Below are 24,361 nucleotides of genomic sequence, written 5' to 3'. Positions count from 1 at the left end.
TTACGTCACTTGGAGGCGCTGGTCGCCTTCGGGCCGGCCTCTTCGCCGAGCAGCTTGCCGTCCGCGGTCTCGAACTGCTTCTTGAACTCCGCGATGGCGTCGGCGACGGCGGTGAGGGTGTCGTCCGACATCTTGCCGCCCTCCTTGATGGAGGTCATGAGGCCCTGCTCCTTGCGGTGCAGGTACTCCAGGAGCTCCTTCTCGAAGCGGCGGATGTCGGCGACCGGCACGTCGTCCATCTTGCCGGTGGTGCCGGCCCAGACGGAGACGACCTGGTCCTCGGTGGACATCGGCTCGTACTGCGCCTGCTTCAGCAGCTCGACCATGCGCTGACCGCGCTCCAGCTGCGCCTTCGACGCGGCGTCCAGGTCGGAACCGAAGGCGGCGAACGCCTCCAGCTCACGGAACTGGGCGAGGTCCACGCGCAGACGGCCCGAGACCTGCTTCATCGCCTTGTGCTGCGCGGAACCACCGACTCGGGAGACGGAGATACCGACGTTCAGCGCGGGGCGCTGACCGGCGTTGAACAGGTCCGACTCCAGGAAGCACTGGCCGTCGGTGATGGAGATGACGTTGGTCGGGATGAACGCCGAGACGTCGTTGGCCTTGGTCTCGACGATCGGCAGACCGGTCATCGAACCGGCGCCCATGTCGTCGGAGAGCTTGGCGCAACGCTCCAGCAGACGGGAGTGCAGGTAGAAGACGTCACCCGGGTAGGCCTCACGGCCCGGCGGGCGGCGCAGCAGCAGGGACACGGCGCGGTAGGCGTCGGCCTGCTTCGAGAGGTCGTCGAAGATGATGAGGACGTGCTTGCCCTCGTACATCCACTGCTGACCGATGGCCGAACCGGTGTACGGCGCCAGGTACTTGAAGCCGGCCGGGTCGGACGCCGGGGCGGCGACGATGGTCGTGTACTCCAGCGCGCCGTTCTCCTCCAGCGCGCGGCGGACCGACGCGATCGTCGAGCCCTTCTGGCCGATGGCGACGTAGATGCAGCGGACCTGCTTGTTCGGGTCGCCGGTGCGCCAGTTGTCGCGCTGGTTGATGATCGTGTCGACGGCCAGGGCGGTCTTGCCGGTCTGACGGTCACCGATGATCAGCTGACGCTGGCCACGGCCGATCGGGGTCATCGCGTCGACGGCCTTGTAGCCGGTCTCCATCGGCTCGTGCACCGACTTGCGCTGCATGACCGTGGGGGCCTGCAGCTCAAGGGCACGACGACCGCTGGTCTCGATCTCGCCGAGGCCGTCGATCGGGTTGCCGAGCGGGTCGACGACGCGGCCGAGGTAGCCCTCGCCGACGGCCACGGAGAGGACCTCACCGGTACGGGAGACCGGCTGCCCCTCCTCGATGCCGCTGAACTCACCGAGGACGATGGCACCGATCTCGCGCTCCTCGAGGTTGAGGGCGAGGCCGAGGGTGCCGTCCTCGAACTTCAGCAGTTCGTTGGCCATGGCCGAGGGCAGGCCCTCGACCTTCGCGATGCCGTCGCCGGCAAGGGTGACCGTACCGACCTCCTCGCGCGAGGCCGCGTCCGGCTTGTACGACTGGACGAAGTTCTCCAGCGCGTCCCGGATCTCCTCCGGCCGGATCGTGAGCTCCGCCATCTGGGTTCCCTGCTCTCCTTGTTGGGCCCGAAGTTTCACTTTGGGGGTCTGGGGGCGACCCCCAGGATTCTTCTGCACGGCCCAACCAGGGCCGTCGTAAGTACGTACTGCCTATGAAGTTGCTGCTCAGCTCGCCAGTCGGCGGCCGGCGTCCTCGATGCGGTCAGCGAGGGAGCCGTTGATGACCTCGTCACCGACCTGCACCCGGATTCCGCCGACGACCTCGGGGTCCACGTCGAGGTTGAGGTGCATCGGGCGGCCGTAGAGCTTCGCGAGGGCGGCGCCCAGGCGCTGCTTCTGCCGGTCGCTCAGCGGCACCGCCGAGGTGACCACGGCCACCATGCGGTCCCGACGGTCCGCGGCGAGCTTGGACAGGGACTCCAGTCCCGACTCCAGGCTACGTCCACGCGGCGCGGTCACAAGACGCGTGACCAGACGCTCGGTGGTGACCTTGGCCCGGCCGCCGAGCAGGCTGCGCAGCAGCTCGCCCTTGGCCGATCCGGTGGCGGCGCGGTTGGTCAGCGCGGCACGGAGCTCGGTGCTCGAGGAGACGATCCGGCCGAACCGGAACAGCTCGTCCTCGACCTCGTCGAGCGTGCCCGCCTGCTGCGCGGCGGTGAGGTCGGCGGTGTTCGCCAGCTCCTCCAGCGCGTCCACCAGGTCGCGGGACTGCGACCAGCGGGAGCGCACCATGCCGGCCAGCAGATCGGCGGTCTCGCCGCCGACCTGACCGCCGAGCAGGCGCTGGGCCAGCTCGGCCTTGGCCTCGCCGGCCTGCGCCGGGTCGGTGAGGACCCGACGCAGCGACACCTCGCGGTCGAGCAGCGCGGTGACGGCGGCCAGCTCGTCGGCGAGCTTGGCCGCGTCGACGGACGTGTTGTCCGTCAGCGCGTCGAGACGCTCACGTGCGGCTGCCAGGGCCTCGCGGCTCGCTCCGTTCATCGCGCGGCCTCGGCCTTCTCCTCGAGGTCCTCGAGGAAGCGGTCGATGACACGGCTCTGCCGGGCGTGGTCCTCCAGGGACTCGCCGACGAGCTTGCCGGCCAGTTCGGTGGCGAGCTTGCCGACGTCCTGGCGCAGCGCGGAGGACGCGGCCTTGCGGTCGGCCTCGATCTGCGCGTGACCGGCGGCGACGATCTCCTCGCGCTGCCGCTGGCCTTCCGCGCGCATCTCGGCGATGAGCGTGGCGCCCTGCTCCTGCGCCTCCTGGCGCAGACGCGCGGCCTCGTGCCGGGCCTCGGCGAGCTGGGCCTTGTACTGCTCGAGGACGCTCTGGGCCTCGACCTGCGCAGCTTCGGCCTTCTCGATTCCGCCTTCGATCGCCTCGCGGCGCTCCTCCAGAACCTTGTTGATGTTCGGAAGCAGCTTCTTCCAGAAGAAGAAGAACACGATGGCGAAGGCGATGGTGCCGACGAGCAGCTCCGGGCCCGGAGGAACGAGCGGGTTCTGCTCTTCCTCGGCCGCCAGCTGTACCAGGTTGGCGATCACATCAATGCCTTTCGTGGAAAGGGTGGCTCGTCAGGGTTCGATCATCCGTAGACGAACGGCATGACGATGCCGATGAGGGCGAGCGCCTCACAGAAGGCGAAGCCGAGGATCTGGTTGGCACGGATCAGGCCGGCGGCCTCGGGCTGACGGGCAAGCGCCTGGGTGCCGTTACCGAAGATGATGCCGACGCCGACGCCGGGGCCGATGGCGGCGAGGCCGTAGCCGACGGAACCGATGTTGCCTTCGAGGGCGGCGAGGGTCTCCATGGCAGCCATGCTGATTCTTCCTTCTCTTTCATGGACCGGCGGGGGTTGGCCACCGGACGTTCTTGGGGGCTTGTGGTGCGGGGGAGGCTCAGTGGTGCTCGGCGAGCGCGCCCTGGATGTACGAGCAGGCCAGCAGCACGAACACGTACGCCTGGACGGCCTGCACGAAGAGCTCGAAGAGGATCATGACCATGGTCATGACGAAGGAGACACCGGCCGCCGGGATCATCCAGCTGTTCAGCAAGTACCAGGAGGCGACGGTGAACATCACCAGCATCAGGTGGCCGGCGAACATGTTGGCGAAGAGTCGCACCGCGTGCGTGAACGGGCGGACCAGCAGGTTCGAGAAGAACTCGATGACCATCACGAGCGGCAGTACCGGGCCCAGCGTCTTGTCGTAGCCGGTGACGTTCTTGAAGAAGCCGACGAAACCGTGCCGCTTGAAGGTCACCGAGACCCACACCACGTAGACGATGGCAGCCAGGACCATCGGGTAGGCGATGATCGACGAGACCGGGAACTGGGCCAGCGGGATCACGGACCAGATGTTCATGATCCAGATGAAGAAGAAGAGCGAGACCATGAAGGGGACGTACTTCTCGCCCTCCTTCTTGCCGAGGGTCTCGTACACGATGCCGCGGCGCACGAAGTCGTAGCCGGCTTCAGCGACCATCTGCAGCTTGCCCGGCACCACCTTCGCCTTGCTGAAGGCGAGCGTGAAGAAGGTGACAACCAGCAGCGTGGTGATGAGGGCAAGCAGCATCACCTTGTTGAACTCGAACCCGCCGACCGTGGTGATCGGCTTGAAGAGGAACGAGTGCAGGCCCGGAGCCGGGAAGCCGCAGCCGTTGTCGGACATGATCCGACAGCTCCAGTCAAAGGCGAGCTGGGTCTGGTCAGCACTCACCGCGGACTCCTTCGGCATGACGCATGGGTACGGCAACCTCGTTGTGTCGGCGCGGCGCGCAGCCGCGGTTCGGCACGGGACTGGTGTTACGGATGTGGGGGCGGCTGAGGGGCATCGAGCCTCGCGATTGAGCAGGCGTCAGCTCAGATGCCCGCGCCCGCGATGCCGCAGTTGGCACCGGACGATAGCAGGACTTCTCACACGCATTTATCTCGCCCCTACCCCTCACGACGAGTGCCCCGATTTTTCGGGCTTGTCGCCCGAGGAGTCGGGTTCGACGTAGAGGATCTTGGCTTTCATATGGGCCCGGGTCTGGGCCGCGATCCACGCGAGGGTGGTGGCGATCAGAGTGATCGCGAAAGCCTTGGGGTTGAACAGCGTGGTGTTCTTGAACACGCTCAGAAAGACGAACAGCAGCAGGATCTGCGCCGCGTAGAGCATCAGGCCCATCATCTGGAACAGATGCGGAAGCGATTTGGCAGTCCGCTGCAGGACGTAGAGGCCGATACCCATGAAGAGGATCGTGAGCACCGCCGCCACGAGGGCCCCGATCGCCCCCTTGCCACCGGCGACCACACCGCTGACGACGGCGGCAATCGCGCCGACGGCAGCCGTGGGCACGGCAGCCTGAAGGAGGATCCGGACGTCATTGGACGGCATGGCGGCAACTCCGCTTTCACGGTGGGGGCAGGGTGTCGTCATGGACGAGCGTAGTCCCGGGTCGAGAGAGAACCTCACGCCGGTGGACCGTCGCACTGCGGTCCTTCGGCTCTATCCGGGGGTTCTCGTGAACCGTATCACAAACTATTTGATGAGGTCTTTACCTGAACTGTGTGCTCGGTGTCACACATGAGGGTGACCCTGCGCGTCTGTGCAGAAACGGCGCCCACTTGTCTGGTACTGGGACGCTTCGTTCCCCCATGAGTTGGCAATGCTCTAGTCAGATTCTTACCTTGGCCGTCAGCGGGACGTTCCGGCTTTCCGTCGGTCCAGGAAGCGCGAACGGGCGCCGATGGCGGTCGCGCCGTTGACCCCGGCCACACCCGCACCCGCCCCCGCGGCGACCGGAGTGCGCGGTTCCTCCTCGGGCAGGAGGTCGTCGGCCCGGGCCTCGGCGGCGGTCTGCGGTGTGGTGGCCGCGGGCTCGGCGACGGCACCGCCCCGCCGATACCGCGGCGGTACGAACGCCTCGGCCCAGCGCGGCGCGCGCGGGGTGAAGCGGGGGAGCAGGAGGAGGGCCAGGCCGATGGCGCTGAGGAAGACCACGCCGAGGACGATCCACATGGACGCGGAGTTCACGGAGTAGGCGAGGGCGCCGAAGGCGATCAGGGCGGACCAGAAGTACATGATCAGCACCGCGCGGCTGTGGGAGTGGCCGATCTCCAGGAGGCGGTGGTGGAGGTGGCCGCGGTCGGCGGCGAACGGGGACTGGCCGCGCCAGGTGCGGCGCACGATCGCCAGGACCAGGTCCGCGGCCGGGATCGCGATGATCGTCAGCGGGAGCAGCAGCGGGATGTAGACCGGGACCGTCTGGTGCACGGCCTCCTTCTCGGAGCCGGCGAACAGCTTCAGCGCGTCCGGGTCGACCTGTCCCGTGATGGAGATCGCGCCCGCGGCGAGGACCAGGCCGATCAGCATCGAGCCCGAGTCGCCCATGAAGATCCGCGCCGGGTGCATGTTGTGCGGCAGGAAGCCCAGGCACATGCCCATCAGGATCGCCGAGAAGAGGGTGGCGGGGGCGGCGGCCTCGATGCCGTACGAGACCCAGACGCGGTAGGCGTAGAGGAAGAACGCGGCCGACGCGATGCACACCATGCCCGCCGCGAGGCCGTCCAGGCCGTCGACGAAGTTGACCGCGTTGATGGTGATGACGACCAGGGCGACGGTGAGCAGGGTGCCCTGCCACTGGGTGAGCGCGACCGAGCCGAAGCCCGGGATGGGCAGCCACAGGATCGTCAGACCCTGCATGACCATGACGCCGGCGGCGATCATCTGGCCGCCCAGCTTGATCAGGGCGTCGATCTCGAACTTGTCGTCCAGGACGCCGATCAGCCAGATGAGCGCCGCTCCCGAGAGCAGGGCCCGCGGTTCGTTGGACTTCTCGAAGACCGCGCTGAGGTTCGTGAGGTGGTCGGCGACCAGCAGGCCCGCGCACAGGCCGAAGAACATCGCGATACCGCCGAGCCGCGGAGTGGGTTCCCGGTGCACGTCACGTGCCCGGATCTCCGGCATCGCTCCGGCCACGATCGCGAACTTACGTACCGGCCCTGTCAGCAGATACGTCACCGCGGCCGTGATGCAGAGCGTCAGCAGGTATTCACGCACGGGCTTCCCCACAGGTCTCGCTGGCCATCTCAGCCCCACACCCTAGCGATGTACTCATACGCGACGCATATGTGTAGGGACTTCCGGGTAGCGACGATGGTTGCACGTGTGGCTGTGCACGCAGGTGCGTCTACCCCCGCTCAGCCGGGATACGGCGGAAATCTACCGGTGAGCTCCCGCACTTCTTCACGCGCCTTCTGGCTCTCCGTGTCCCCGCGCAGCACACCTGCGAGCAGCGCGGCGAGCCACGCCATCTCCTCCTCCCCCATCCCCTGGGTGGTCACGGCCGCCGTGCCCAGGCGCAGGCCACGGGCGTCGCCGTGCGGCAGCGCGCAGCAGTCCAGCACGATCCCGGCGGCGGCCAGCCGGCCGCGTGCGTCACGGCCGTCGACGCCGAGGGGCGCCGGGTCGGCGGTGATCAGGTGGGTGTCGGTGCCGCCCGTGGTGACGACGAGCCCCTCCGCGGCCAGCCCAGCCGCCAGCATCCGCGCGTTGGCGACCACCTGATGGGCGTACGCCGAGAAGGCCGGCGTCGCGGCCTCGCCGAACGCGACGGCCTTGGCCGCGATGGTGTGCATCTGCGCGCCGCCCTGGGTGAACGGGAACACGGCCCGGTCGATCCGCTCGGCGAGGTCCGCGCCGCACAGGATCATGCCGCCGCGCGGTCCGCGCAGCACCTTGTGCGTGGTGGCGCACACGACGTCGGCGTACGGCACCGGATTCGGCGCCGCGCCCCCGGCGACCAGCCCCATCGGGTGCGCGGCGTCGGCGATGAGATACGCGCCCACCTCGTCCGCGACGTCACGGAAGAAGGCGTAGTCGATGTGGCGCGGATAGGCGATGGACCCGCACACGAGCGCCTTGGGCCGATGGTTGCGGGCCAGCGTGCGCACCTGGTCGTAGTCGATGAGCCCGGTCTCGGCGTCGACGCCGTAGCCGACGAAGTCGAACCAGCGCCCGGAGAAGTTGGCGGGCGAGCCGTGCGTGAGGTGTCCGCCGTACGGCAGTCCGAGGGCGAGGACGGTGTCGCCGGGGCGCAGCAGGGCGGCGTACGCGGCGAGGACCGCCGACGAACCGGAGTGCGACTGCACGTTGGCGTGCTCGGCCCCGAACAGCGCCTTGGCCCGCTCCACGGCCAGCCGTTCGGCGACGTCGACCATCTCGCAACCGCCGTGGTACCGGGCGCCCGGATACCCCTCCGCGTACTTGTTGGCCAGCGACGACCCGAGCGCCGCCAGCACGGCCGGCGAGGTGAAGTTCTCGGCGGCGACGAGCTGAAGCGTCGTCGACTGCCGGTCGAGCTCCCCGAGCAGGATGTCGGCGAGCTGAGGGTCCTGACGGCGCAGGACATCGGCCTCGAGGGTATGGGTGACCGACATGATGGGCTCCGGGCGTGCGTCGACGATGACGTACGTCCAATGTAGGCCGGGGACGTCGGGGCCGCCCGGTGTTGTCACGCCTTCGCCGGCACCCGCGCCCGTGTCACGCCCGCGCCGGGACCCCCGTCAACGCCGTCACCACCGGATCCAGCGCCTCATGTATCTCCTCCCCCACCGACCGGAAGAACGTCAACGGCGCACCGTACGGGTCGTACACCTCATCCGCCTCCGCCGTCGGCGCGAGCAGCCACCCGCGTAGAGCCGCCGCAGCACGCACCAGGGCACGTGCGCGGAAGACCACGCCGACCCATCCCTGACGCGTCCCTCACACTGCTCGGCCCTGGCGGGCCTCCCAGGCATCGGGACGCTGCGGCGGACTCCGTCCGCCGGTTGAACCCGCCCCGTGTCACGCCCGCGCCGCAACCCCCGTCAACGCCGTCACCACCGGATCCAGCGCCTCATGTATCTCCTCCCCCACCGACCGGAAGAACGTCAACGGCGCACCGTACGGGTCGTACACCTCGTCCGCCTCCGCCGTCGGCGCGAGCAGCCACCCGCGTAGAGCCGCCGCAGCGCGGACCAGGGCGCGTGCGCGGAAGACCACGCCGTCCTCCAGGGGAGGGAGGGTCGCGGGGTCTATGGCCCGTACCAGTCGGGTGAACTCCTTGAGGGTGAAGGTGCGCAGGCCCGCCGAGTGGCCCATGGAGATGACCTGGGCGCGGTGGTCGCGGGTGGCGGTCAGGACCAGGTCGGCTCGGATGACGTGTTCGTCGAGGAGCTCGCGGCCGACGAAGCCGGAGGCGTCCGCGCCGAAGTCGGCGAGGACCGTCTCGGCGTTCGACTCCATGGGCGCGCCCTCGTGGCCCCAGGTGCCCGCGCTCTCCACGATGAGGCCGCCGCCCAGCACGCCGAGCCGCTGCGCCACGAAATGGCGGGTCAGCCGCTCGGTGATCGGCGAGCGGCACACGTTTCCGGTGCTGACGTGGAGGATGCGGAAGCTGTCGCGCGGGAGTCCCACGAAGGTCGTCGTGATCTCTGCCGCGCTTTCCCCGTTGCCTATGCCACGCCCCACATCAGGGGCTGTCAATTGGCCACCTCGAGGTCGGGTACGACCTTCCGCAGCTCGTCCGCGGAGATCGCGCCCTCGCGCAGGAGGAGGGGCACTTCGCGCGTCACGTCGACGATCGAGGACGGGACGTTGCCGGGGGTCGGGCCGCCGTCCAGATAGACGGAGACCGAGTCGCCGAGCATCTCCTGCGCGGCGTCACAGTCCTCGGGAGCCGGGTGGCCCGTGAGGTTGGCCGAGGAGACCGCCATGGGGCCGACCTCGGTCAGCAGCTCGATGGCGACCGGGTGCAGCGGCATGCGGACGGCGACCGTGCCCCGGGTGTCCCCCAGGTCCCACTGAAGCGACGGCTGGTGCTTGGCGACCAGCGTCAGCGCGCCCGGCCAGAACGCGTCGACCAGCTCCCAGGCCAGCTCGGAGAAGTCGGTGACGAGACCGTGGAGCGTGTTCGGGGACCCGATCAGCACAGGGGTGGGCATGTTGCGGCCCCGCCCCTTGGCCTCCAGCAGGTCGCCGACGGCCTCCTTGGTGAACGCGTCGGCGCCGATGCCGTACACCGTGTCGGTCGGGAGGACCACGAGCTCGCCACGGCGGACGGCGGACGCGGCCTCACGCAGACCCGTCGTACGGTCGGTCGCGTCGTTGGTGTCGTATCGCCGTGCCATGTCTAGCGGGCCTCCTCGTACACGAAGTACACGTACTGCGGGATCGAAGTCTGCGGGGCGGTCACGGCAGCGCCTTGCGGGCCGTCGCGAACCTCGGGCGGTTGTTGAGGTCGGGGTGGTCGGCCGCGTCGGCCCAGCCCCGTTCCTCGGTGAAGATCCACGGCACCTGGCCGCCCTGGGTGTCGGCGTGCTCGATGACGACGACGCCGCCGGGGCGCAGGAGCCGGTGCGCGGTCCGTTCCAGACCGCGGATGAGGTCGAGGCCGTCCTCGCCGGAGAACAGGGCGAGTTCGGGATCGTAGTCCCGCGCCTCGGGAGCGACGTACTCCCATTCGGTGAGCGGGATGTAGGGCGGGTTGGAGATGACCAGGTCGACCTGGCCGTCGAGGTCCGGGAAGGCGTCCAGGGCGTTGCCCTGACGCAGGTCGACCCTGGACCCCGCCACGTTCTTACGGGTCCAGTGCAGCGCGTCCTCGGACAGCTCCACGGCGTGCACGCGGGAGCGCGGCACCTCCTGGGCGAGGGCGAGCGCGATGGCGCCGGAGCCGGTGCACAGGTCGACGATGCAGGGCTCGACGACGTCCATCGCGCGCACCGCGTCTATGGCCCAGCCGACCACCGACTCGGTCTCGGGGCGGGGCACGAACACCCCGGGCCCGACTTGGAGTTCGAGATAGCGGAAGTAGGCCCGCCCGGTGATGTGCTGCAGCGGCTCGCGCTGCTCACGCCGGGCGATGACCTCCCAGTAGCGGGCGTCGAAGTCCGAGTCCTTCACGGAGTGCAGCTCGCCCCGCTTCACGCCGTGCACGAACGCGGCGAGCTCCTCCGCGTCGTTGCGCGGCGAGGGCACGCCGGCGTCCGCCAGCCGCTGGGTGGCCTGGGCCACCTCCGCGAGCAGCACGCTGCGGGGGCTCGGGGTTCGCCCCCCGGTGAATTGCTGCACGCAAGTCCTCCGTGTCGTACTCGTACGTGCGTACGTCCCTTACGTCTTCGTCCTTACGCGGCCGCCAGCTTCGCCGCCGAGTCCGCGTCGACGCACGCCTGGATCACCGCGTCGAGGTCGCCGTCCAGGACCTGGTCCAGGTTGTAGGCCTTGAAGCCGACGCGGTGGTCCGAGAGGCGATTCTCCGGGAAGTTGTAGGTACGGATCTTCTCGGAGCGGTCGACGGTGCGGACCTGGCTGCGGCGGGCGTCGGCGGCTTCCTTCTCCGCCTCCTCCTGCGCCGCGGCAAGCAGCCTGGAGCGCAGGATACGCATCGCCTGCTCCTTGTTCTGCAGCTGGCTCTTCTCGTTCTGGCAGGAGGCGACGACTCCGGTCGGAATGTGCGTGATGCGCACGGCGGAGTCGGTGGTGTTGACGGACTGGCCGCCCGGCCCGGACGACCGGTACACGTCGATACGGAGGTCGTTCGGGTTGATCTCGACGTCGATCTCCTCGGCCTCGGGGGTCACGAGGACACCGGCCGCCGACGTGTGGATACGGCCCTGGGACTCGGTCGCCGGCACGCGCTGCACGCGGTGCACGCCGCCTTCGTACTTCAGCCGCGCCCAGACACCCTGCCCGGGCTCCGGCGTCTGTCCGCCCTTGGTCTTCACCGCGACCTGGACGTCCTTGTAGCCGCCGAGCTCGGACTCGGTGGAGTCGATGATCTCGGTCTTCCAGCCCACGCGCTCGGCGTAGCGCAGATACATCCGCAGCAGGTCACCGGCGAACAGGGCCGACTCGTCGCCACCGGCTCCGGCCTTGATCTCGAGGATGACGTCCTTGTCGTCGCTGGGGTCGCGCGGGATGAGCAGGAGGCGGAGCTTCTCGGTCAGCTCCTCGCGCTGCTTGTCCAGCTCCTTGACCTCGGCGGCGAACTCCGGGTCGTCGGCGGCCAGTTCCCGGGCCGTCTCGATGTCGTCGCCGGTCTGCTTCCAGGAGCGGTACGTGGCGACGATCGGGGTGAGCTCGGCGTAGCGCTTGTTGAGCTTGCGCGCGTTGGCCTGGTCGGCGTGGACCGACGGGTCGGCGAGCTTCGTCTCCAGGTCGGCGTGCTCAGCGACCAGGTCCTCGACGGCCTCGAACATCTTGGGCTCCTGAACTGCGTAAGAAAGAAGGGGGAGGGCGGGCGACCAAAAACGCCGGTCCCGGCACGCCTGTGAGGGGCGCGGCCGTGGACCGGCGGATTGGAGCTCGCTACTTCTTGGAGCCGGCAGCAGCCTTGCCGAAGCGGGCCTCGAAGCGGGCCACACGGCCACCGGTGTCGAGGATCTTCTGCTTGCCCGTGTAGAACGGGTGGCACTCGGAGCAGACCTCGGCGCGGATGGTGCCGCTGGAGATCGTGCTACGGGTGGTGAACGACGCGCCACAGGTGCAGCTGACCTGCGTCTCGACGTACTCGGGGTGGATGTCGCGCTTCAAGGTGTCTCCTAGTTTCGGGAGGGCGCCGGGTCGCATCCGCGGGGTGCGGGGGCGTGAACCGGAGCCGACGTACCAGTCTGCCAGGACTGGTGTCCATCAGCCAAAACCGGGGGTGCCTGTTGTTTGTTCCCTGCGGGCCGGTGGGGGCTTGTCGCGCAGTTCCCCGCGCCCCTTTAGGACGTCACCACGCCCTTGGCATCACCGCTGGCCGTGCCCTTGGTGGCCGACTTCGGGATCGGCTTGTCGGCCTTCAAGGCCTCCCACACCTGCTTGGCCTTCGTCTCGGCCACGATCACCCGGTTCGGGTCCGCCGGGTCGTACTGGACCGGCATGGTGACCATGGTCATGTTCTTGGAGCTGATGCCCTTGAGGCTGTCGGTGAAGGACATGAGTTTGTTGACGGAGCCGAGGTCGGAGTCGGTGGTGACGGCCTTGGTGGCGGTGTTGGCGAGGTCGTAGAGGCGCTTGGGGTTGCCGAAGAGGTTGATGTCCTTGACCTGGTTGATCAGTGCCTTGATGAAGGCCTGCTGGAGCTGGATGCGGCCGAGGTCGGAGCCGTCGCCGACGCCGTGCCGGGTGCGGACCAGGCCCAGGGCCTGCTTGCCGGTGAGCTGGTGGGTGCCGGCCTTGAGGTCGAGGTGGCTGTCGGGGTCGTTGATGTTCTTGGTGGTGGTGACCTCGACGCCGCCGAGTTCGTCGATGAGCTTCTGGAAGCCGGAGAAGTCGACCTCCAGGTAGTGGTCCATGCGGATGCCGGTGACGGACTCGACCGTCTTCACGGTGCAGGCGGCGCCGCCCGTGGAGTACGCCTCGTTGAACATCACGCCGGACGCGGCGTCGTGCGTGTCGCCGCCCGTGTCGGTGCACCGGGGGCGGTCGACGAGGGTGTCGCGCGGGATGGAGACCACGCTGGCCTTCTTGTGGCCCTCGTAGACGTGCACGATCATCGCGGTGTCGGAGCGGGCACTGCCGTCGTCGGTGCCGCCGCCGAGGTCCTTGTTGCTGCCGGAGCGGGTGTCCGAGCCGAGGACGAGGATGTTCTCCGAGCCGTTGTCGACCTTCTCCGGGCGTTCGGTGCCGAGGGCCTGGTCGATGTCGACGCTCTTGATGTTGCCGTTGAGCTTGAAGTACAGGTACCCGGCGCCGGTGCCGCCCAGGATCACGATCCCGGCGGCCGTCCAGGCCGCGATCAGCAGGCCCTTGCGCCTGTCCCGGGGTTTGCGGCGGCGGCCCTTGGCGCGGTGGCGTGGACCTGCGGTGCCGGTCTCGCCCGGTATGCCGGGCTCCGGCGTGCTCTCGGCGGACACTGTGCTCCTCGGTTCTCGTCCGGTCGGTTACCCCCTGCTTTCAGGGACAGGCGTGGCCATTTGGCCCGTACCACACCATCGTCGCCCCGTCCGGTCAGACGGGGAAACTCGGAGAAGGGTTGCACAACGGACCGTGCCCACCGCGGGCGAGCGGTGGGCACGGTCCGTAGTCGGCGATCCCGGGCAGGCCGGTCTCACCTGCGGTTTCAGCCGAGGATGTCGTACTGCTTGTAATCGGTGCCGACGGACTTCGGTGTGCTGAAGATCTCGCTCGTGGCCTTTCCGGTGCCCGGGTAGAGGTAGAGCGTGCCGGCGGTGTTACGGGCCAGGAAGTCGGCCCTGCCGTCGCCGGTGACGTCGCCGACGGCATCGAAGCCGTTGTACGTCGCCCAGGTGCGCACCTTGATCCGGCTGGCGAAGGCGCCGGTGCCGGACTTGCCGGTGCCCTTGTACAGGTAGATGTAGCCGCCGGAGGAGCTGCGCGCGATCAGGTCCGTCCTGCCGTCGCCGGTGAAGTCGCCGTGGCCACGCAGGGAGTTGTACTGGTTCCAGCCGGAGCCGACCTTGACGCGGGTGGCGAAGGTGCCGTTGCCGTTGCCCGGATAGATCCACAGGTAGCCGGCGGAGTCGACGGAGAGCAGGTCGGGCTTGTAGTCGCCGGTGACGTCGCCCGGGACGACGATGCGGGTGCGGGTCTTCCAGTTGTCGGCGATCTGCTTGGTGGCCCAGCTGCCGGTGGCCGGCAGGTAGTGCGTCCAGAACAGGTCGCCGTCGGAGCTGCGCCGGTAGATCAGGTCCTGGTAGCCGTCCCGGTCGAGGTCGGTCTGCAGGACGAGGTTGGCGCCGCTCCAGTTGCCCCAGGACTCGCGTGCGGCGAAGGAGGTGCCGTTCGAGTCCTTCGAATAGCCGGTCCTCGTGGAGGCGTTGCGCAGCCACAGGTCGGCCCGGTGGTCGCCGCTGATGTTGGTGTCGTCGACGCGGGGGTAGGCGGCACCGACATAGGAGGTGACCTTGGCGAAGACGCTGTAGGCGCCCTTGGCGACGCAGTCCTGCACACCCCACGACACCACGCCGACGATCCGGCCGTTCACGACGAGCGGTCCGCCGGAGTCGCCGTTGCAGGCGGACGTCGTACCGGTGTCGCTGCCGCTGGCCGGCTGACCCGCGCAGACCATGTGGCCCTTGACGAACTCGCTGCCGTAGTAGCCGGCGCAGGTGGTGTCGGACTGGATGGGCAGCGTGGCCGTCTTCAGGGTGTCGGAGATGTCCTCGCTGGTGGAGCTGGTCCGGCCCCAGCCGTAGACCTTGGCGCTGGTCCCGGCGGCGTACGAGGCGGTGTCGCCGGACGTCGTCATGCGGATCGGCGTCGCCTTGACCGGGTTCGCCAGGGTGATGACGGCGATGTCGTTGTCGATCGTCGTCGCGTTGTACGACGGGTGGTTCCACTGCCGGTGCGGCAGGCTGACGGTGCCGCCGTGCAGGTCGCTGTCGCCGGCGTCGTCGGTGGTGGGCAGCTGGGCGGTGCCGGTGATAACGGCGCCGTAGGTGTGCCAGTCGTAGCCCTTGACGCAGTGCGCGGCGGTGAGGATCTTCGTCGGCGCGACGACGGCGCCCCCGCAGAAGAACCCGAGGTCGTCGGCCTCGTCGGCGGTGCCCTGGTCGTCGTAGTACCAGAGCTGCGCCATCCAGGGCGCCGAGGTGATGCCGGTGGTCGTGCCGCCGATGACCATGGGGCTCACGGTGGAGTCGTCGGAGGCGCCGGAGGTGCTCGCGCTGTACGACGACTTCGTCGGCGTCTCCCCCGCGGTGTCGTCACCGTCGACGGCACCGGCGACCCGCCGCTCCAGCTCGGCGAGCGAGGCCGAACTGGTCATGGGCTTCACGGTGGGCGTGGGCAGCGCGGTGGCGGCCCCCGCGGACGAGGTCAGCAGCGCGGCGGCGACGGCCGCGGCGACACCGGCGGCGGCGATGGGCAGCCCAATGCGTATCCGGCGTCTGTGACGACCACTGCCGGACAGGGTGGTGCTCAAGAAGGTCCCCCCAGGGATGCATGTGCAGGAAGGGGCGCATGGCTACGCCCGTCCCTATCAGCGCCAAAAGGCCGCCCCCCGTCACTGTGTGACGGGGGGCGGCCTCAACGCCTTAAGGGGCGCGGGGCTGTATTCAATTTGCGGCTCCGCCGCGCGGGCGCGATCAACCACGAACGACCCGCAGCCGACGTACAGCCAACAGCTCAACGGCGACTAGTCACCGTTACCCGGCGTCGGCGTCGTCTTCTGAATCTGCATCAGGAACTCGACATTCGACTTCGTCTGCTTCATCTTGTCCAGCAGCAGCTCGATCGCCTGCTGCTGGTCCAGCGCGTGCAGCACCCGCCGCAGCTTCCAGACAACCGCCAGCTCCTCGTTGCCGAGCAGGATCTCTTCCTTACGGGTACCGGACGCGTCCACGTCCACCGCCGGGAAGATGCGCTTGTCCGCGAGCTTCCGGTCGAGCTTGAGCTCCATGTTGCCGGTGCCCTTGAACTCCTCGAAGATCACCTCGTCCATGCGGGACCCGGTGTCGACGAGAGCGGTGGCCAGGATGGTGAGCGAGCCACCGTCCTCGATGTTGCGCGCCGCACCGAAGAAGCGCTTCGGCGGGTACAGCGCGGTCGAGTCGACACCACCGGACAGGATGCGGCCGGAGGCGGGCGCGGCCAGGTTGTACGCACGACCCAGACGGGTGATCGAGTCGAGCAGCACGACCACGTCGTGACCCAGCTCCACCAGCCGCTTCGCACGCTCGATCGCGAGCTCGGCGACCGTGGTGTGGTCCTCGGCCGGGCGGTCGAAGGTCGAGGAGATGACCTCGCCCTTGACCGACCGCTGCATGTCGGTGACCTCTTCCGGACGCTCGTCGACCAGGACGACCATCAGGTGGCACTCGGGGTTGTTGTGCGTGATCGCGTTGGCGATGGCCTGCATGATCATGGTCTTACCGGTCTTCGGCGGGGCCACGATCAGACCGCGCTGGCCCTTACCGATCGGCGACACGAGGTCGATGATGCGGGTGGTCAGCACGCCCGGGTCGGTCTCCAGGCGGAGCCGGTCCTGCGGGTAGAGCGGGGTGAGCTTGTTGAACTCCGGGCGGCCGCGGCCGTGTTCGGGCGCCATGCCGTTGACGGAGTCGAGACGCACCAGCGCGTTGAACTTCTCGCGCCGCTCGCCTTCCTTGGGCTGACGGACCGCACCGGTGATGTGGTCGCCCTTGCGCAGGCCGTTCTTGCGGACCTGGGCGAGGGAGACGTACACGTCGTTCGGGCCCGGCAGGTACCCGGACGTACGGATGAAGGCGTAGTTGTCGAGGATGTCCAGGATGCCCGCGACGGGGATCAGGACGTCGTCCTCGGCGATCTGCGGCTCCTGCACGTCGTCGCGGCCGCGACGGCCACGGCGGTCGCGGTAACGCCCGCGACGGCCACGCCGGCCGCCCTCGAAGTCGTCGTCGTCCTGCGGGCCGTTGTCACGCTGGCGGTCCTGACGGCCACCGCCCTGCTGCTGGCCCTGCTGGCGGTCCTGACGGCCGCCGCCCTGCTGGTCGTCGCCCTTGCGACGGTCACCGCGGTCACCGCGGTCACGGTCCCGGCCGCGCTCCCGGCGGTCGCGACGGCGGCCCTCGCCGCCCTCGCCGGCGTCGCCCTTGGCGTCACCCTGCTGGCCCTGCGGCTGCGCGGGCGTCTCGGCCTTCGGCTCGCTCTTCGCCTCGGCGGCGACCGTCTCGGGGGCGGCCGCGGGGGCACCGGCGTCGGCGGTGGCGCGGCGACGGCGGCGCTCGGCCGGCGCGTCGTCGCTGGCCGGCTGGCCGGGGATCTCGATCTGCTGCTGGGCCACGGCCTTCTCGGCGGGGGCCTCGGCGGCCTTGTCCGCCTTCTTCGCGGCGGCGGCCTCGTCGCCCGTACGGGCGCGGGAGGTGGCGCGGCGCTTCGGCTTGGTCTCGGTGGCGGTCTCGGCCTTCGCCGGGGCGGATCCCCCTCCGGCCTGCGCCTCCTTGATGACCTCGATCAGCTGGCTCTTGCGCATACGCGCCGTGCCCCTGATGCCGAGGCCGGATGCGACCTGCTGCAGCTCGGCCAGCACCATGCCCTCGAGGCCGGTACCGCGGCGCCGCCGGGAGCCGGCACCGCTGGCAGGCGCGGAGGCGTCCGTGGCGGGCGCGGCAGCGGTCTCCTCGACACGTGCGCCCATCAGATCGGTGGTGTCGCTCACGAAGGGTCCTTCCCTGGAGCGGACGTCGGCCTGTCTGGCTCGGCGACCGGTTGTGCTGTCCGGCTTCGGTCCTTGGTGTGTGGACCGTGCCGGGGCGGTGGTCCGCCAAAGCGGCGGAGGAAATATCTGGTGATGACGCTTCCCAGAGCCGTGGCACTCAGTGTCTGTGTCACTCGGCTCGGTCGCGCCGGTTCCGGAGCGTGCCCGGCAAGTCGCTCAGCGCCCGCGTACGAGGTACTGCCCGCGTACGTCGTACGGAACACAGTGCGGCTTGGGAGGCTCCCGGAAGAATGTCTGTCCCGGACGGGGACACGAAGCACCTCGCCATGGTGGGGTCGGGTGCAGACTTGAGGTTAACACTACCGGATCCAACAAACATTCCCCCTCTCGAAATCCGGCAACCGCGCGCTCCTAAATGTCACCGGAGGGAGCAAGCGGCAGCACGCTCGCTCCCTGCGCGTCGAGGTCGAGCCGGTTCGCGGCCCAGCCCTCGCCTGCCAGATGGGCCACCTTGTCGGCGCTGTCGGCATCGGCCAGCGCGAGCACGGTGGGTCCTGCTCCTGAGATGACTGCCGGGACTCCGTCGGCCCGCAGTCGCTCCACCAGCGCGGCGCTCTCCGGCATGGCCGGTGCGCGGTACTCCTGGTGGAGACGGTCCTCGGTGGCGGGCAGCAGCAGCTCGGGGCGCCTGGTCAGGGCCTCGACGAGCAGGGCCGCTCGGCCCGCGTTGGTGGCGGCGTCGACGTGCGGCACGGTGCGCGGGAGCAGGCCGCGCGCGGTCTCGGTGAGGACCGGCTTTCCGGGCACGAAAACCACCGGAACGATGGAATCGGCGGGATCCATCCTGATGGCCCGGGCGGCGCCGGCCTCCATCCAGGAGAGGGTGAACCCGCCGAGCAGACAGGCCGCGACGTTGTCGGGGTGGCCCTCGATCTCGGTGGCCAGCTCCAGCAGGGCCGCGTCGTCGAGCTTGGCCTCGCCGCCTATGGTCACGGCGCGGGCGGCGACGATGCCGGCGCAGATGGCGGCCGAGGAGGAGCCGAGGCCGCGGCCGTGCGGGATGCGGTTGGCGCAGACGATCTCCAGGCCGCGCGGCTGGCCGCCCAGCAGATCGAAGGCGGTGCGCAGGGAGCGTACGAGAAGGTGCTTTTCGTCACGCGGCAGCGTCTCGCTGCCCTCGCCCGCGATGTCGATGTGCAGCCCGGAGTCGGCCACCCGGACGACCACGTCGTCGTAGAGCCCCAGCGAGAGGCCGAGGGCGTCGAAGCCCGGGCCGAGGTTGGCGCTGGTGGCGGGGACGCGCACCCGGACGGCGGCGGCGCGGAACGCTGGACCGGCCATCGCTTGATGACTCTCCTTGAGCTGCGTGATTGTCGAAGACATTCGATGACGACATTCGATGACGTACGAAGACCCCTGGGGCCGCTTCCGGGCCGCGGAGACGGCGCGGCACCGCACCCCATGCGGAGGCATATGCGGCGGGCGGGTTCGGTACAGCCTATCGAAGGTAGGTTCTGTGGCGACATAGGGCGCACAGGAGGCGCACGATGCGTGTCGTATGCCCCCTGTGCACCCCCTGTAGGGGAATTCCCCAGGCGAGCGCCCTCTCACTCGCGTACGCGAGTCCCGTACGACGGGGCGGGCCCCCTTACGACGGGGTGTGGCCCGGTCGCGCGAGTGCTACGCCAGCCCGAGCCGCTCGGCCGCCGTCGCCGCGTCGACCGGGACGGTGACGGGCTGCGGGGCGCCGGCGACGGCCCAGTCGGGGTCCTTCAGGCCGTTTCCGGTGACGGTGCACACGATCGTCTGGCCCGGGTCGACCTTGCCCTGCTCGGCGGCCTTCAGCAGACCGGCGACGGACGCGGCGGACGCGGGCTCGACGAAGACGCCCTCCTGCGCGGCCAACAGACGGTAGGCGCGCAGGATTTCACGGTCCGTCACCTCGTCGATGAACCCGCCGGACTCGTCCCGCGCGGCGAGCGCGTACTGCCAGGACGCCGGGTTGCCGATGCGGATGGCGGTGGCGATGGTCGACGGGTCCTTGACGACCTCGCCGCGCACGATGGGCGCGGAGCCGGAGGCCTGGAAGCCCCACATGCGCGGGGTCCTCTTGGCGATGCCGTCGGCGGCGTACTCGGTGTACCCCTTCCAGTACGCGGTGATGTTGCCCGCGTTGCCCACCGGAAGGACGTGGATGTCGGGGGCGTCGCCCAGCATGTCCACGATCTCGAAGGAGGCCGTCTTCTGGCCCTCGATACGCACCGGGTTGACCGAATTGACCAGGGCCACGGGGTAGTTGTCGCTCAGGTCGCGGGCGAGCGTGAGGCAGTCGTCGAAATTGCCGTCGACCTGGAGGATCTTCGCACCGTGGACGAGCGCCTGGCCCATCTTGCCGAGCGCGATCTTGCCCTGCGGGACGAGAACGGCCGAGACCATGCCCGCGCGCACGGCATAGGCGGCGGCCGAGGCGGAGGTGTTGCCGGTGGAGGCGCAGATGACGGCCTTGGCCCCCTCCTCCTTCGCCTTGGTGATGGCCATGGTCATGCCGCGGTCCTTGAAGGACCCGGTCGGGTTCGCGCCCTCCACCTTCAGGTGGACCTCGCAGCCCGTGCGCTCGGAGAGCACCTGCGCGGGCACGAGGGGCGTGCCGCCCTCGCGGAGCGTCACGACCGGCGTGGTGTCGGAGACGGGCAGCCGGTCCCGGTACTCCTCGATGATTCCGCGCCACTGGTGGGTCATTGCTGGTTACTCTCCTTCAACCCGCATGATGCTGGCGACACCCCGCACGGTGTCGAGCTTGCGCAGCGCCTCGACGGTCCCGACGAGGGCCGCGTCGGACGCACGGTGGGTGACGACGACGAGGGAGGCCTCGCCGTCCTTGCCCTGCTGCCGAACCGTATCGATCGAGACACCGTGCTCGGCGAACACGGTCGCCACCTGAGCGAGAACACCCGGTTTGTCCGCCACGTCGAGGCTGATGTGATAGCGCGTGACGACATCGCCCATGGGCGACACGGGCAGGGCGGCGTACGCCGACTCGCCGGGCCCCGTTGCCCCGCTGAGCCGGTTGCGGCAGACGGCGACGAGGTCGCCGAGCACGGCGGACGCAGTCGGCGAACCGCCCGCGCCGGGGCCGTAGAACATGAGCTGACCGGAGGCGTCCGACTCGACGAAGACGGCGTTGTAGGCGCCGCGCACGGAGGCGAGCGGATGGGTCAGCGGAATCATGGCGGGATGAACACGCGCGGTGACGGACGCCCCGTCCTCGGCCCGCTCACAGATGGCGAGCAGCTTGATGGTGCAGCCCATCTCCTTCGCCGAGGCGAAGTCGGCCGCGGTCACCTCGGTCATGCCCTCGCGGTAGACGTCGTCGAGACGCACACGCGTGTGGAAGGCGATACCGGCGAGGATGGCGGCCTTGGCGGCGGCGTCGAAGCCCTCGACGTCGGCGGTCGGGTCGGCCTCGGCGTACCCCAGGGCGGTGGCCTCGTCGAGGGCCTCCTGGTATCCGGCCCCGGTCGAGTCCATCTTGTCGAGGATGAAGTTCGTGGTCCCGTTGACGATGCCGAGCACCCGGTTGACCTTGTCGCCGGCGAGGGACTCGCGCAGCGGCCGGATCAGCGGGATGGCACCGGCGACGGCGGCCTCGTAGTAGAGGTCCTTGCCGTTCGCCTCGGCAGCCGCATGGAGGGCGGCCCCGTCCTGGGCGAGCAGCGCCTTGTTGGCCGACACGACCGAGGCGCCGTGCTCGAAGGCGGTGGTGATGAGGGTACGGGCGGGCTCGATCCCGCCGATCACCTCGACCACCACATCGATGTCGCCGCGTTTGACGAGGGCGGTCGCGTCGGTGGTGACGAGGGCCGGGTCGATGCCCTCACGGACCTTGGAGGGCCGCCGTACGGCCACGCCCGCGAGCTCCACGGGGGCGCCGATGCGGGCGGCGAGGTCGTCGGCGTGCGTCGTCATGATGCGCGCCACCTCTGAGCCGACAACCCCACAGCCCAGCAGCGCCACCTTCAGCGGACGCGTACGCATCATCCGACCTCGTTTCCTCATACCGTCTACGGTTGCACCAGTCTCACTCACCGGACGGGAGTTTCTGCCCCTGGTCCGGATTGTGAGACATCTATTTCATTTGTACGGGGGCGAAAGACAGGAGATCTTCCACCCCCCGGTTCTTTTTCGGGTTACCCGACGTCGAGACGCAGGAGGTCCTCCTCCGTCTCACGCCGGACGATCACCCGGGACTCGCCGTCGTTCACCGCGACGACGGGCGGCCGCAGCACATGGTTGTAGTTGCTGGCCATGGACCGGCAGTACGCCCCGGTCGCCGGTACGGCGATCAGGTCACCCGGTGCCAGGTCGGACGGCAGGAACGCGTCCTTCACGACGATGTCCCCGCTCTCGCAGTGCTTGCCGACGACGCGGGCCAGCATGGGCTCGGCGTCGCTCGTCCGGGACACCAGGGCGACGCTGTACTCGGCGTCGTACAGCGCCGTACGGATGTTGTCCGACATGCCGCCGTCGACGGAGACGTACGTACGCAGCCCGTCGAGGGGCTTGATGGTGCCGACCTCGTAGAGCGTGAAGGCGGTCGGCCCGACGATGGCCCGCCCGGGCTCGACGGAGATGCGCGGCGTCCGCAGCTTGGCGGCCTCGCACTCACGGGTGACGATCTCGGTGAGCGCCTTGGCGATCTCGTGGGGTTCGCGGGGGTCGTCGTCGCTGGTGTAGGCGATACCGAGACCGCCCCCGAGGTCGATCTCGGGAAGCTCGACGCCATGCTCGTCGCGGATGTCCTTCAGCAGCCCGACGACGCGGTGCGCGGCGACCTCGAACCCGGACATGTCGAAGATCTGCGACCCGATGTGGCTGTGGATCCCGATGAGCTCGAGCCCGTCGAGCCGCAGCGCGCGCCGCACGGCCTCGGCGGCCTGCCCGCCGGCGAGCGGGATGCCGAACTTCTGGTCCTCGTGGGCGGTGGCGATGAACTCGTGCGTGTGCGCCTCGACGCCCACCGTGATCCGGATCTGGACCCGCTGCCGCTTGCCGAGTTCCTGCGCGATGTGGGCGACGCGGACGATCTCCTGGAAGGAGTCGAGGACGATACGTCCGACACCGGCCTCGATGGCGCGGCGGATCTCGTCCATGGACTTGTTGTTGCCGTGGAAGGCGATGCGGTCGGCGGGCATGCCGGCCGACAGGGCGGTGGCCAGCTCGCCGCCGGAGCACACGTCCAGGTTGAGCCCTTCCTCGTGCAGCCACCGCACGACGGCACGGGACAGGAACGCCTTGCCGGCGTAGAACACGTCGGCGTCGGCCCCGAACGCCCCGCGCCAGGCGCGGGCCCGGGCGCGGAAGTCGGCCTCGTCGAGGACGTAGGCGGGGGTGCCGTGCTGTTCGGCGAGGCTCTTCACGTCGACACCACCGACCGTGACGACACCGTCGGCGTCCCGGCCGACGGTCTGGGCCCACACCTTCGGATCGAGAGTGTTGAGGTCGGCGGGCGGGGCGGAGTAGTGGCCCTCGGGGAGGACGTCAGCGTGGCGGGGCCCGGCGGGGTGTGCGGAACGGCTCATGACTTTCGCAGGCTCTCTCAGAGGTGTTCGGGTGCGTCGATGCCGAGCAGGGACAGGCCACCGGCCAGCACCGTCCCGGCGGCTTCGGCGAGCGCGAGCCGGGAGCGGTGGGCGGCCGAGGGTTTCTCCGCACCCCGGGGCAGGACGGCGGGCAGCAGCGGCAGCACGGCATCGGCGACGCCGACGAGGTGCCGGGCGAGCCGATCGGGCGCGCGGTGCGCCGCCGCCTGGGCGAGGACGCGGGGGTGGTCGGCGAGGAGGGCGGTGACGTCGTGTCGTACGTCCCCGGGTTCCGCGCCGAACCCCAGGTCGGCGGCGTTACGGCTGACGGCCCGGGTGCGGGCGTGGGCGTAACGCACACGGAAGAGAGGGTTGCTCTCACGCTGGACGAGGTGCTCGTCGGTGATACGGGGCCGGTCGTGCCCGGCGGGGTACAGCAGCGCCCAGCGGGCGGCGTCACGGCCGAGCGGCAGCGGGTCGGCGGGCGCCGGCACGGGCCGTACGACGACGTCGGTCGGCGCCGGGGCCTCGACGCTGCCGTACGCGTCGACCCGCACGCCGAGAACGGCCTCCCACTCCGGCTGGGGCCGAGCCTCGCAGCTGGTGCGGACGAGGGTGCCTTGGGAGCGGAGGAGGCGGGCGAGGACGTCTGCGACGACGAGGGCACGGGGGTCGTGGGGGCAGTGCAGTTGCAGAACTCGCCTGCCGTCGACGAACCCGTATCGCGGCCCGCGCCGCAGGATCTCCTCGACGAGGGCGGCGGGTGCGGTGTCGCCCAGGCTGATGTTGATGAACCCCGGCCCGGTGACGACGACGTCGGCGACGCCGTCCGCGTCGGCGAGGTGCGGCCGGAGGATCTCGGCGACCCGCAGGGACGGTTCCCCGGCCGGGCGGGCGAGCTGGAGGGCGATGTTGGTGGCGTAGTCACCACAGCCACCGGGCCCGGGAACGGTCACCACGGCCCGCTCCGGCACGGCGACCCGCAGCTCCCCCTCATCGACAGCACGACGCACCGCGCACAGCACGGTACGGGAGAGCTCGACGGGGGTCACGGCGATGTGATCACCCTGGACGTGGTCATGCCCCGTCTCGACGGGCTGCGCACCGCCGCGCGACTGCGTT

The 24,361-nt window shown here is 69.6% G+C and carries 21 protein-coding genes and 2 pseudogenes; 1 reads left to right on the top strand and 22 read right to left on the bottom strand.

Annotation, left to right across the window (positions count from 1 at the left end; all coding sequences use genetic code 11):
- Positions 1-5: 5 nt before the first annotated feature.
- The 22 genes and pseudogenes from atpA to nrtL form a co-directional block, all read right to left on the bottom strand.
- The gene (atpA, locus tag L0P92_RS10115) at positions 6-1,607 is read right to left on the bottom strand and encodes a F0F1 ATP synthase subunit alpha (protein WP_234762193.1); all 1,602 of its coding nucleotides are present in this window, start codon (positions 1,605-1,607) and stop codon (positions 6-8) included.
- A gap of 126 nt (positions 1,608-1,733) precedes the next feature.
- The gene (locus tag L0P92_RS10110; protein ID WP_234762192.1) at positions 1,734-2,549 is read right to left on the bottom strand and encodes a F0F1 ATP synthase subunit delta; all 816 of its coding nucleotides are present in this window, start codon (positions 2,547-2,549) and stop codon (positions 1,734-1,736) included.
- Positions 2,546-3,094 (bottom strand): F0F1 ATP synthase subunit B, encoded by a 549-nt coding sequence (locus tag L0P92_RS10105; RefSeq protein WP_234762191.1) that lies wholly within the window; start codon positions 3,092-3,094, stop codon positions 2,546-2,548. The genes L0P92_RS10110 and L0P92_RS10105 overlap by 4 nt, the downstream gene beginning before the upstream one ends.
- A gap of 41 nt (positions 3,095-3,135) precedes the next feature.
- Entirely contained in the window at positions 3,136-3,369 is a 234-nt protein-coding gene (gene atpE / locus L0P92_RS10100; protein WP_152771297.1) for an ATP synthase F0 subunit C, read from the bottom strand.
- Positions 3,370-3,448: 79 nt separating this feature from the next.
- The gene (gene atpB, locus L0P92_RS10095) at positions 3,449-4,285 is read right to left on the bottom strand and encodes a F0F1 ATP synthase subunit A (protein ID WP_505016538.1); all 837 of its coding nucleotides are present in this window, start codon (positions 4,283-4,285) and stop codon (positions 3,449-3,451) included.
- A 207-nt stretch (positions 4,286-4,492) separates the two neighbouring features.
- Positions 4,493-4,927: a Cg1360 family ATP-synthase-associated protein gene (locus L0P92_RS10090; protein ID WP_234762190.1), complete on the bottom strand. Its 435-nt coding sequence runs from the start codon at positions 4,925-4,927 to the stop codon at positions 4,493-4,495.
- A gap of 300 nt (positions 4,928-5,227) precedes the next feature.
- Positions 5,228-6,592 (bottom strand): MraY family glycosyltransferase, encoded by a 1,365-nt coding sequence (locus tag L0P92_RS10085; protein ID WP_234762189.1) that lies wholly within the window; start codon positions 6,590-6,592, stop codon positions 5,228-5,230.
- A 140-nt stretch (positions 6,593-6,732) separates the two neighbouring features.
- The gene (gene glyA / locus L0P92_RS10080) at positions 6,733-7,971 is read right to left on the bottom strand and encodes a serine hydroxymethyltransferase (protein WP_234762188.1); all 1,239 of its coding nucleotides are present in this window, start codon (positions 7,969-7,971) and stop codon (positions 6,733-6,735) included.
- Positions 7,972-8,074: 103 nt separating this feature from the next.
- A pseudogene (locus L0P92_RS10075) lies at positions 8,075-8,275 on the bottom strand (protein-tyrosine-phosphatase); the annotation flags it as partial.
- Between the two features lie 102 nt (positions 8,276-8,377).
- Complete coding sequence (locus L0P92_RS10070) at positions 8,378-9,058, bottom strand: arsenate reductase/protein-tyrosine-phosphatase family protein (protein WP_234762187.1); 681 nt, start codon at positions 9,056-9,058, stop codon at positions 8,378-8,380.
- Entirely contained in the window at positions 9,055-9,702 is a 648-nt protein-coding gene (locus tag L0P92_RS10065; protein WP_234762186.1) for an L-threonylcarbamoyladenylate synthase, read from the bottom strand. The genes L0P92_RS10070 and L0P92_RS10065 overlap by 4 nt, the downstream gene beginning before the upstream one ends.
- A gap of 61 nt (positions 9,703-9,763) precedes the next feature.
- Complete coding sequence (gene prmC, locus L0P92_RS10060; protein ID WP_234762223.1) at positions 9,764-10,603, bottom strand: peptide chain release factor N(5)-glutamine methyltransferase; 840 nt, start codon at positions 10,601-10,603, stop codon at positions 9,764-9,766.
- Positions 10,604-10,698: 95 nt separating this feature from the next.
- Positions 10,699-11,772 (bottom strand): peptide chain release factor 1, encoded by a 1,074-nt coding sequence (gene prfA, locus L0P92_RS10055; RefSeq protein WP_234762185.1) that lies wholly within the window; start codon positions 11,770-11,772, stop codon positions 10,699-10,701.
- Between the two features lie 109 nt (positions 11,773-11,881).
- Positions 11,882-12,106, bottom strand: a complete 225-nt coding sequence (gene rpmE, locus L0P92_RS10050) for a 50S ribosomal protein L31 (RefSeq protein ID WP_019753312.1) — start codon at positions 12,104-12,106, stop codon at positions 11,882-11,884.
- A gap of 173 nt (positions 12,107-12,279) precedes the next feature.
- Entirely contained in the window at positions 12,280-13,413 is a 1,134-nt protein-coding gene (locus tag L0P92_RS10045) for an LCP family protein (protein WP_234762184.1), read from the bottom strand.
- 206 nt (positions 13,414-13,619) lie between these two features.
- Positions 13,620-15,401 carry a trypsin-like serine protease gene (locus L0P92_RS10040; protein WP_372497226.1) on the bottom strand — a complete coding sequence of 594 codons (1,782 nt, stop codon included), beginning with the start codon at positions 15,399-15,401 and terminating at the stop codon, positions 13,620-13,622.
- A gap of 255 nt (positions 15,402-15,656) precedes the next feature.
- Positions 15,657-17,660 (bottom strand): transcription termination factor Rho, encoded by a 2,004-nt coding sequence (gene rho / locus L0P92_RS10035; RefSeq protein ID WP_234762182.1) that lies wholly within the window; start codon positions 17,658-17,660, stop codon positions 15,657-15,659.
- Between the two features lie 411 nt (positions 17,661-18,071).
- Positions 18,072-19,001 (bottom strand): homoserine kinase, encoded by a 930-nt coding sequence (gene thrB, locus L0P92_RS10030; protein WP_234762181.1) that lies wholly within the window; start codon positions 18,999-19,001, stop codon positions 18,072-18,074.
- Between the two features lie 339 nt (positions 19,002-19,340).
- A complete protein-coding gene (gene thrC / locus L0P92_RS10025) occupies positions 19,341-20,399 on the bottom strand; it encodes a threonine synthase (RefSeq protein ID WP_234762180.1) in 1,059 nt (352 codons plus the stop codon).
- Positions 20,400-20,405: 6 nt separating this feature from the next.
- Positions 20,406-21,698 (bottom strand): homoserine dehydrogenase, encoded by a 1,293-nt coding sequence (locus tag L0P92_RS10020; RefSeq protein WP_234762179.1) that lies wholly within the window; start codon positions 21,696-21,698, stop codon positions 20,406-20,408.
- A 149-nt stretch (positions 21,699-21,847) separates the two neighbouring features.
- A complete protein-coding gene (lysA, locus tag L0P92_RS10015; RefSeq protein WP_234762178.1) occupies positions 21,848-23,239 on the bottom strand; it encodes a diaminopimelate decarboxylase in 1,392 nt (463 codons plus the stop codon).
- Between the two features lie 17 nt (positions 23,240-23,256).
- Positions 23,257-24,291, bottom strand: a complete 1,035-nt coding sequence (nrtL, locus tag L0P92_RS10010) for an ArgS-related anticodon-binding protein NrtL (protein ID WP_234762222.1) — start codon at positions 24,289-24,291, stop codon at positions 23,257-23,259.
- A gap of 3 nt (positions 24,292-24,294) precedes the next feature.
- Between nrtL and L0P92_RS10005 the strand changes: the two are divergent.
- Positions 24,295-24,361 (top strand): annotated as a pseudogene (locus tag L0P92_RS10005) (response regulator); the annotation flags it as partial.

The sequence above is a fragment of the Streptomyces muensis genome, from assembly GCF_021474425.1.
GTDB lineage: Bacteria > Actinomycetota > Actinomycetes > Streptomycetales > Streptomycetaceae > Streptomyces > Streptomyces muensis.
The sequence above is the reverse complement of the archived record's forward strand: the minus strand, read 5'-3'. Positions and strand labels throughout refer to the sequence as shown.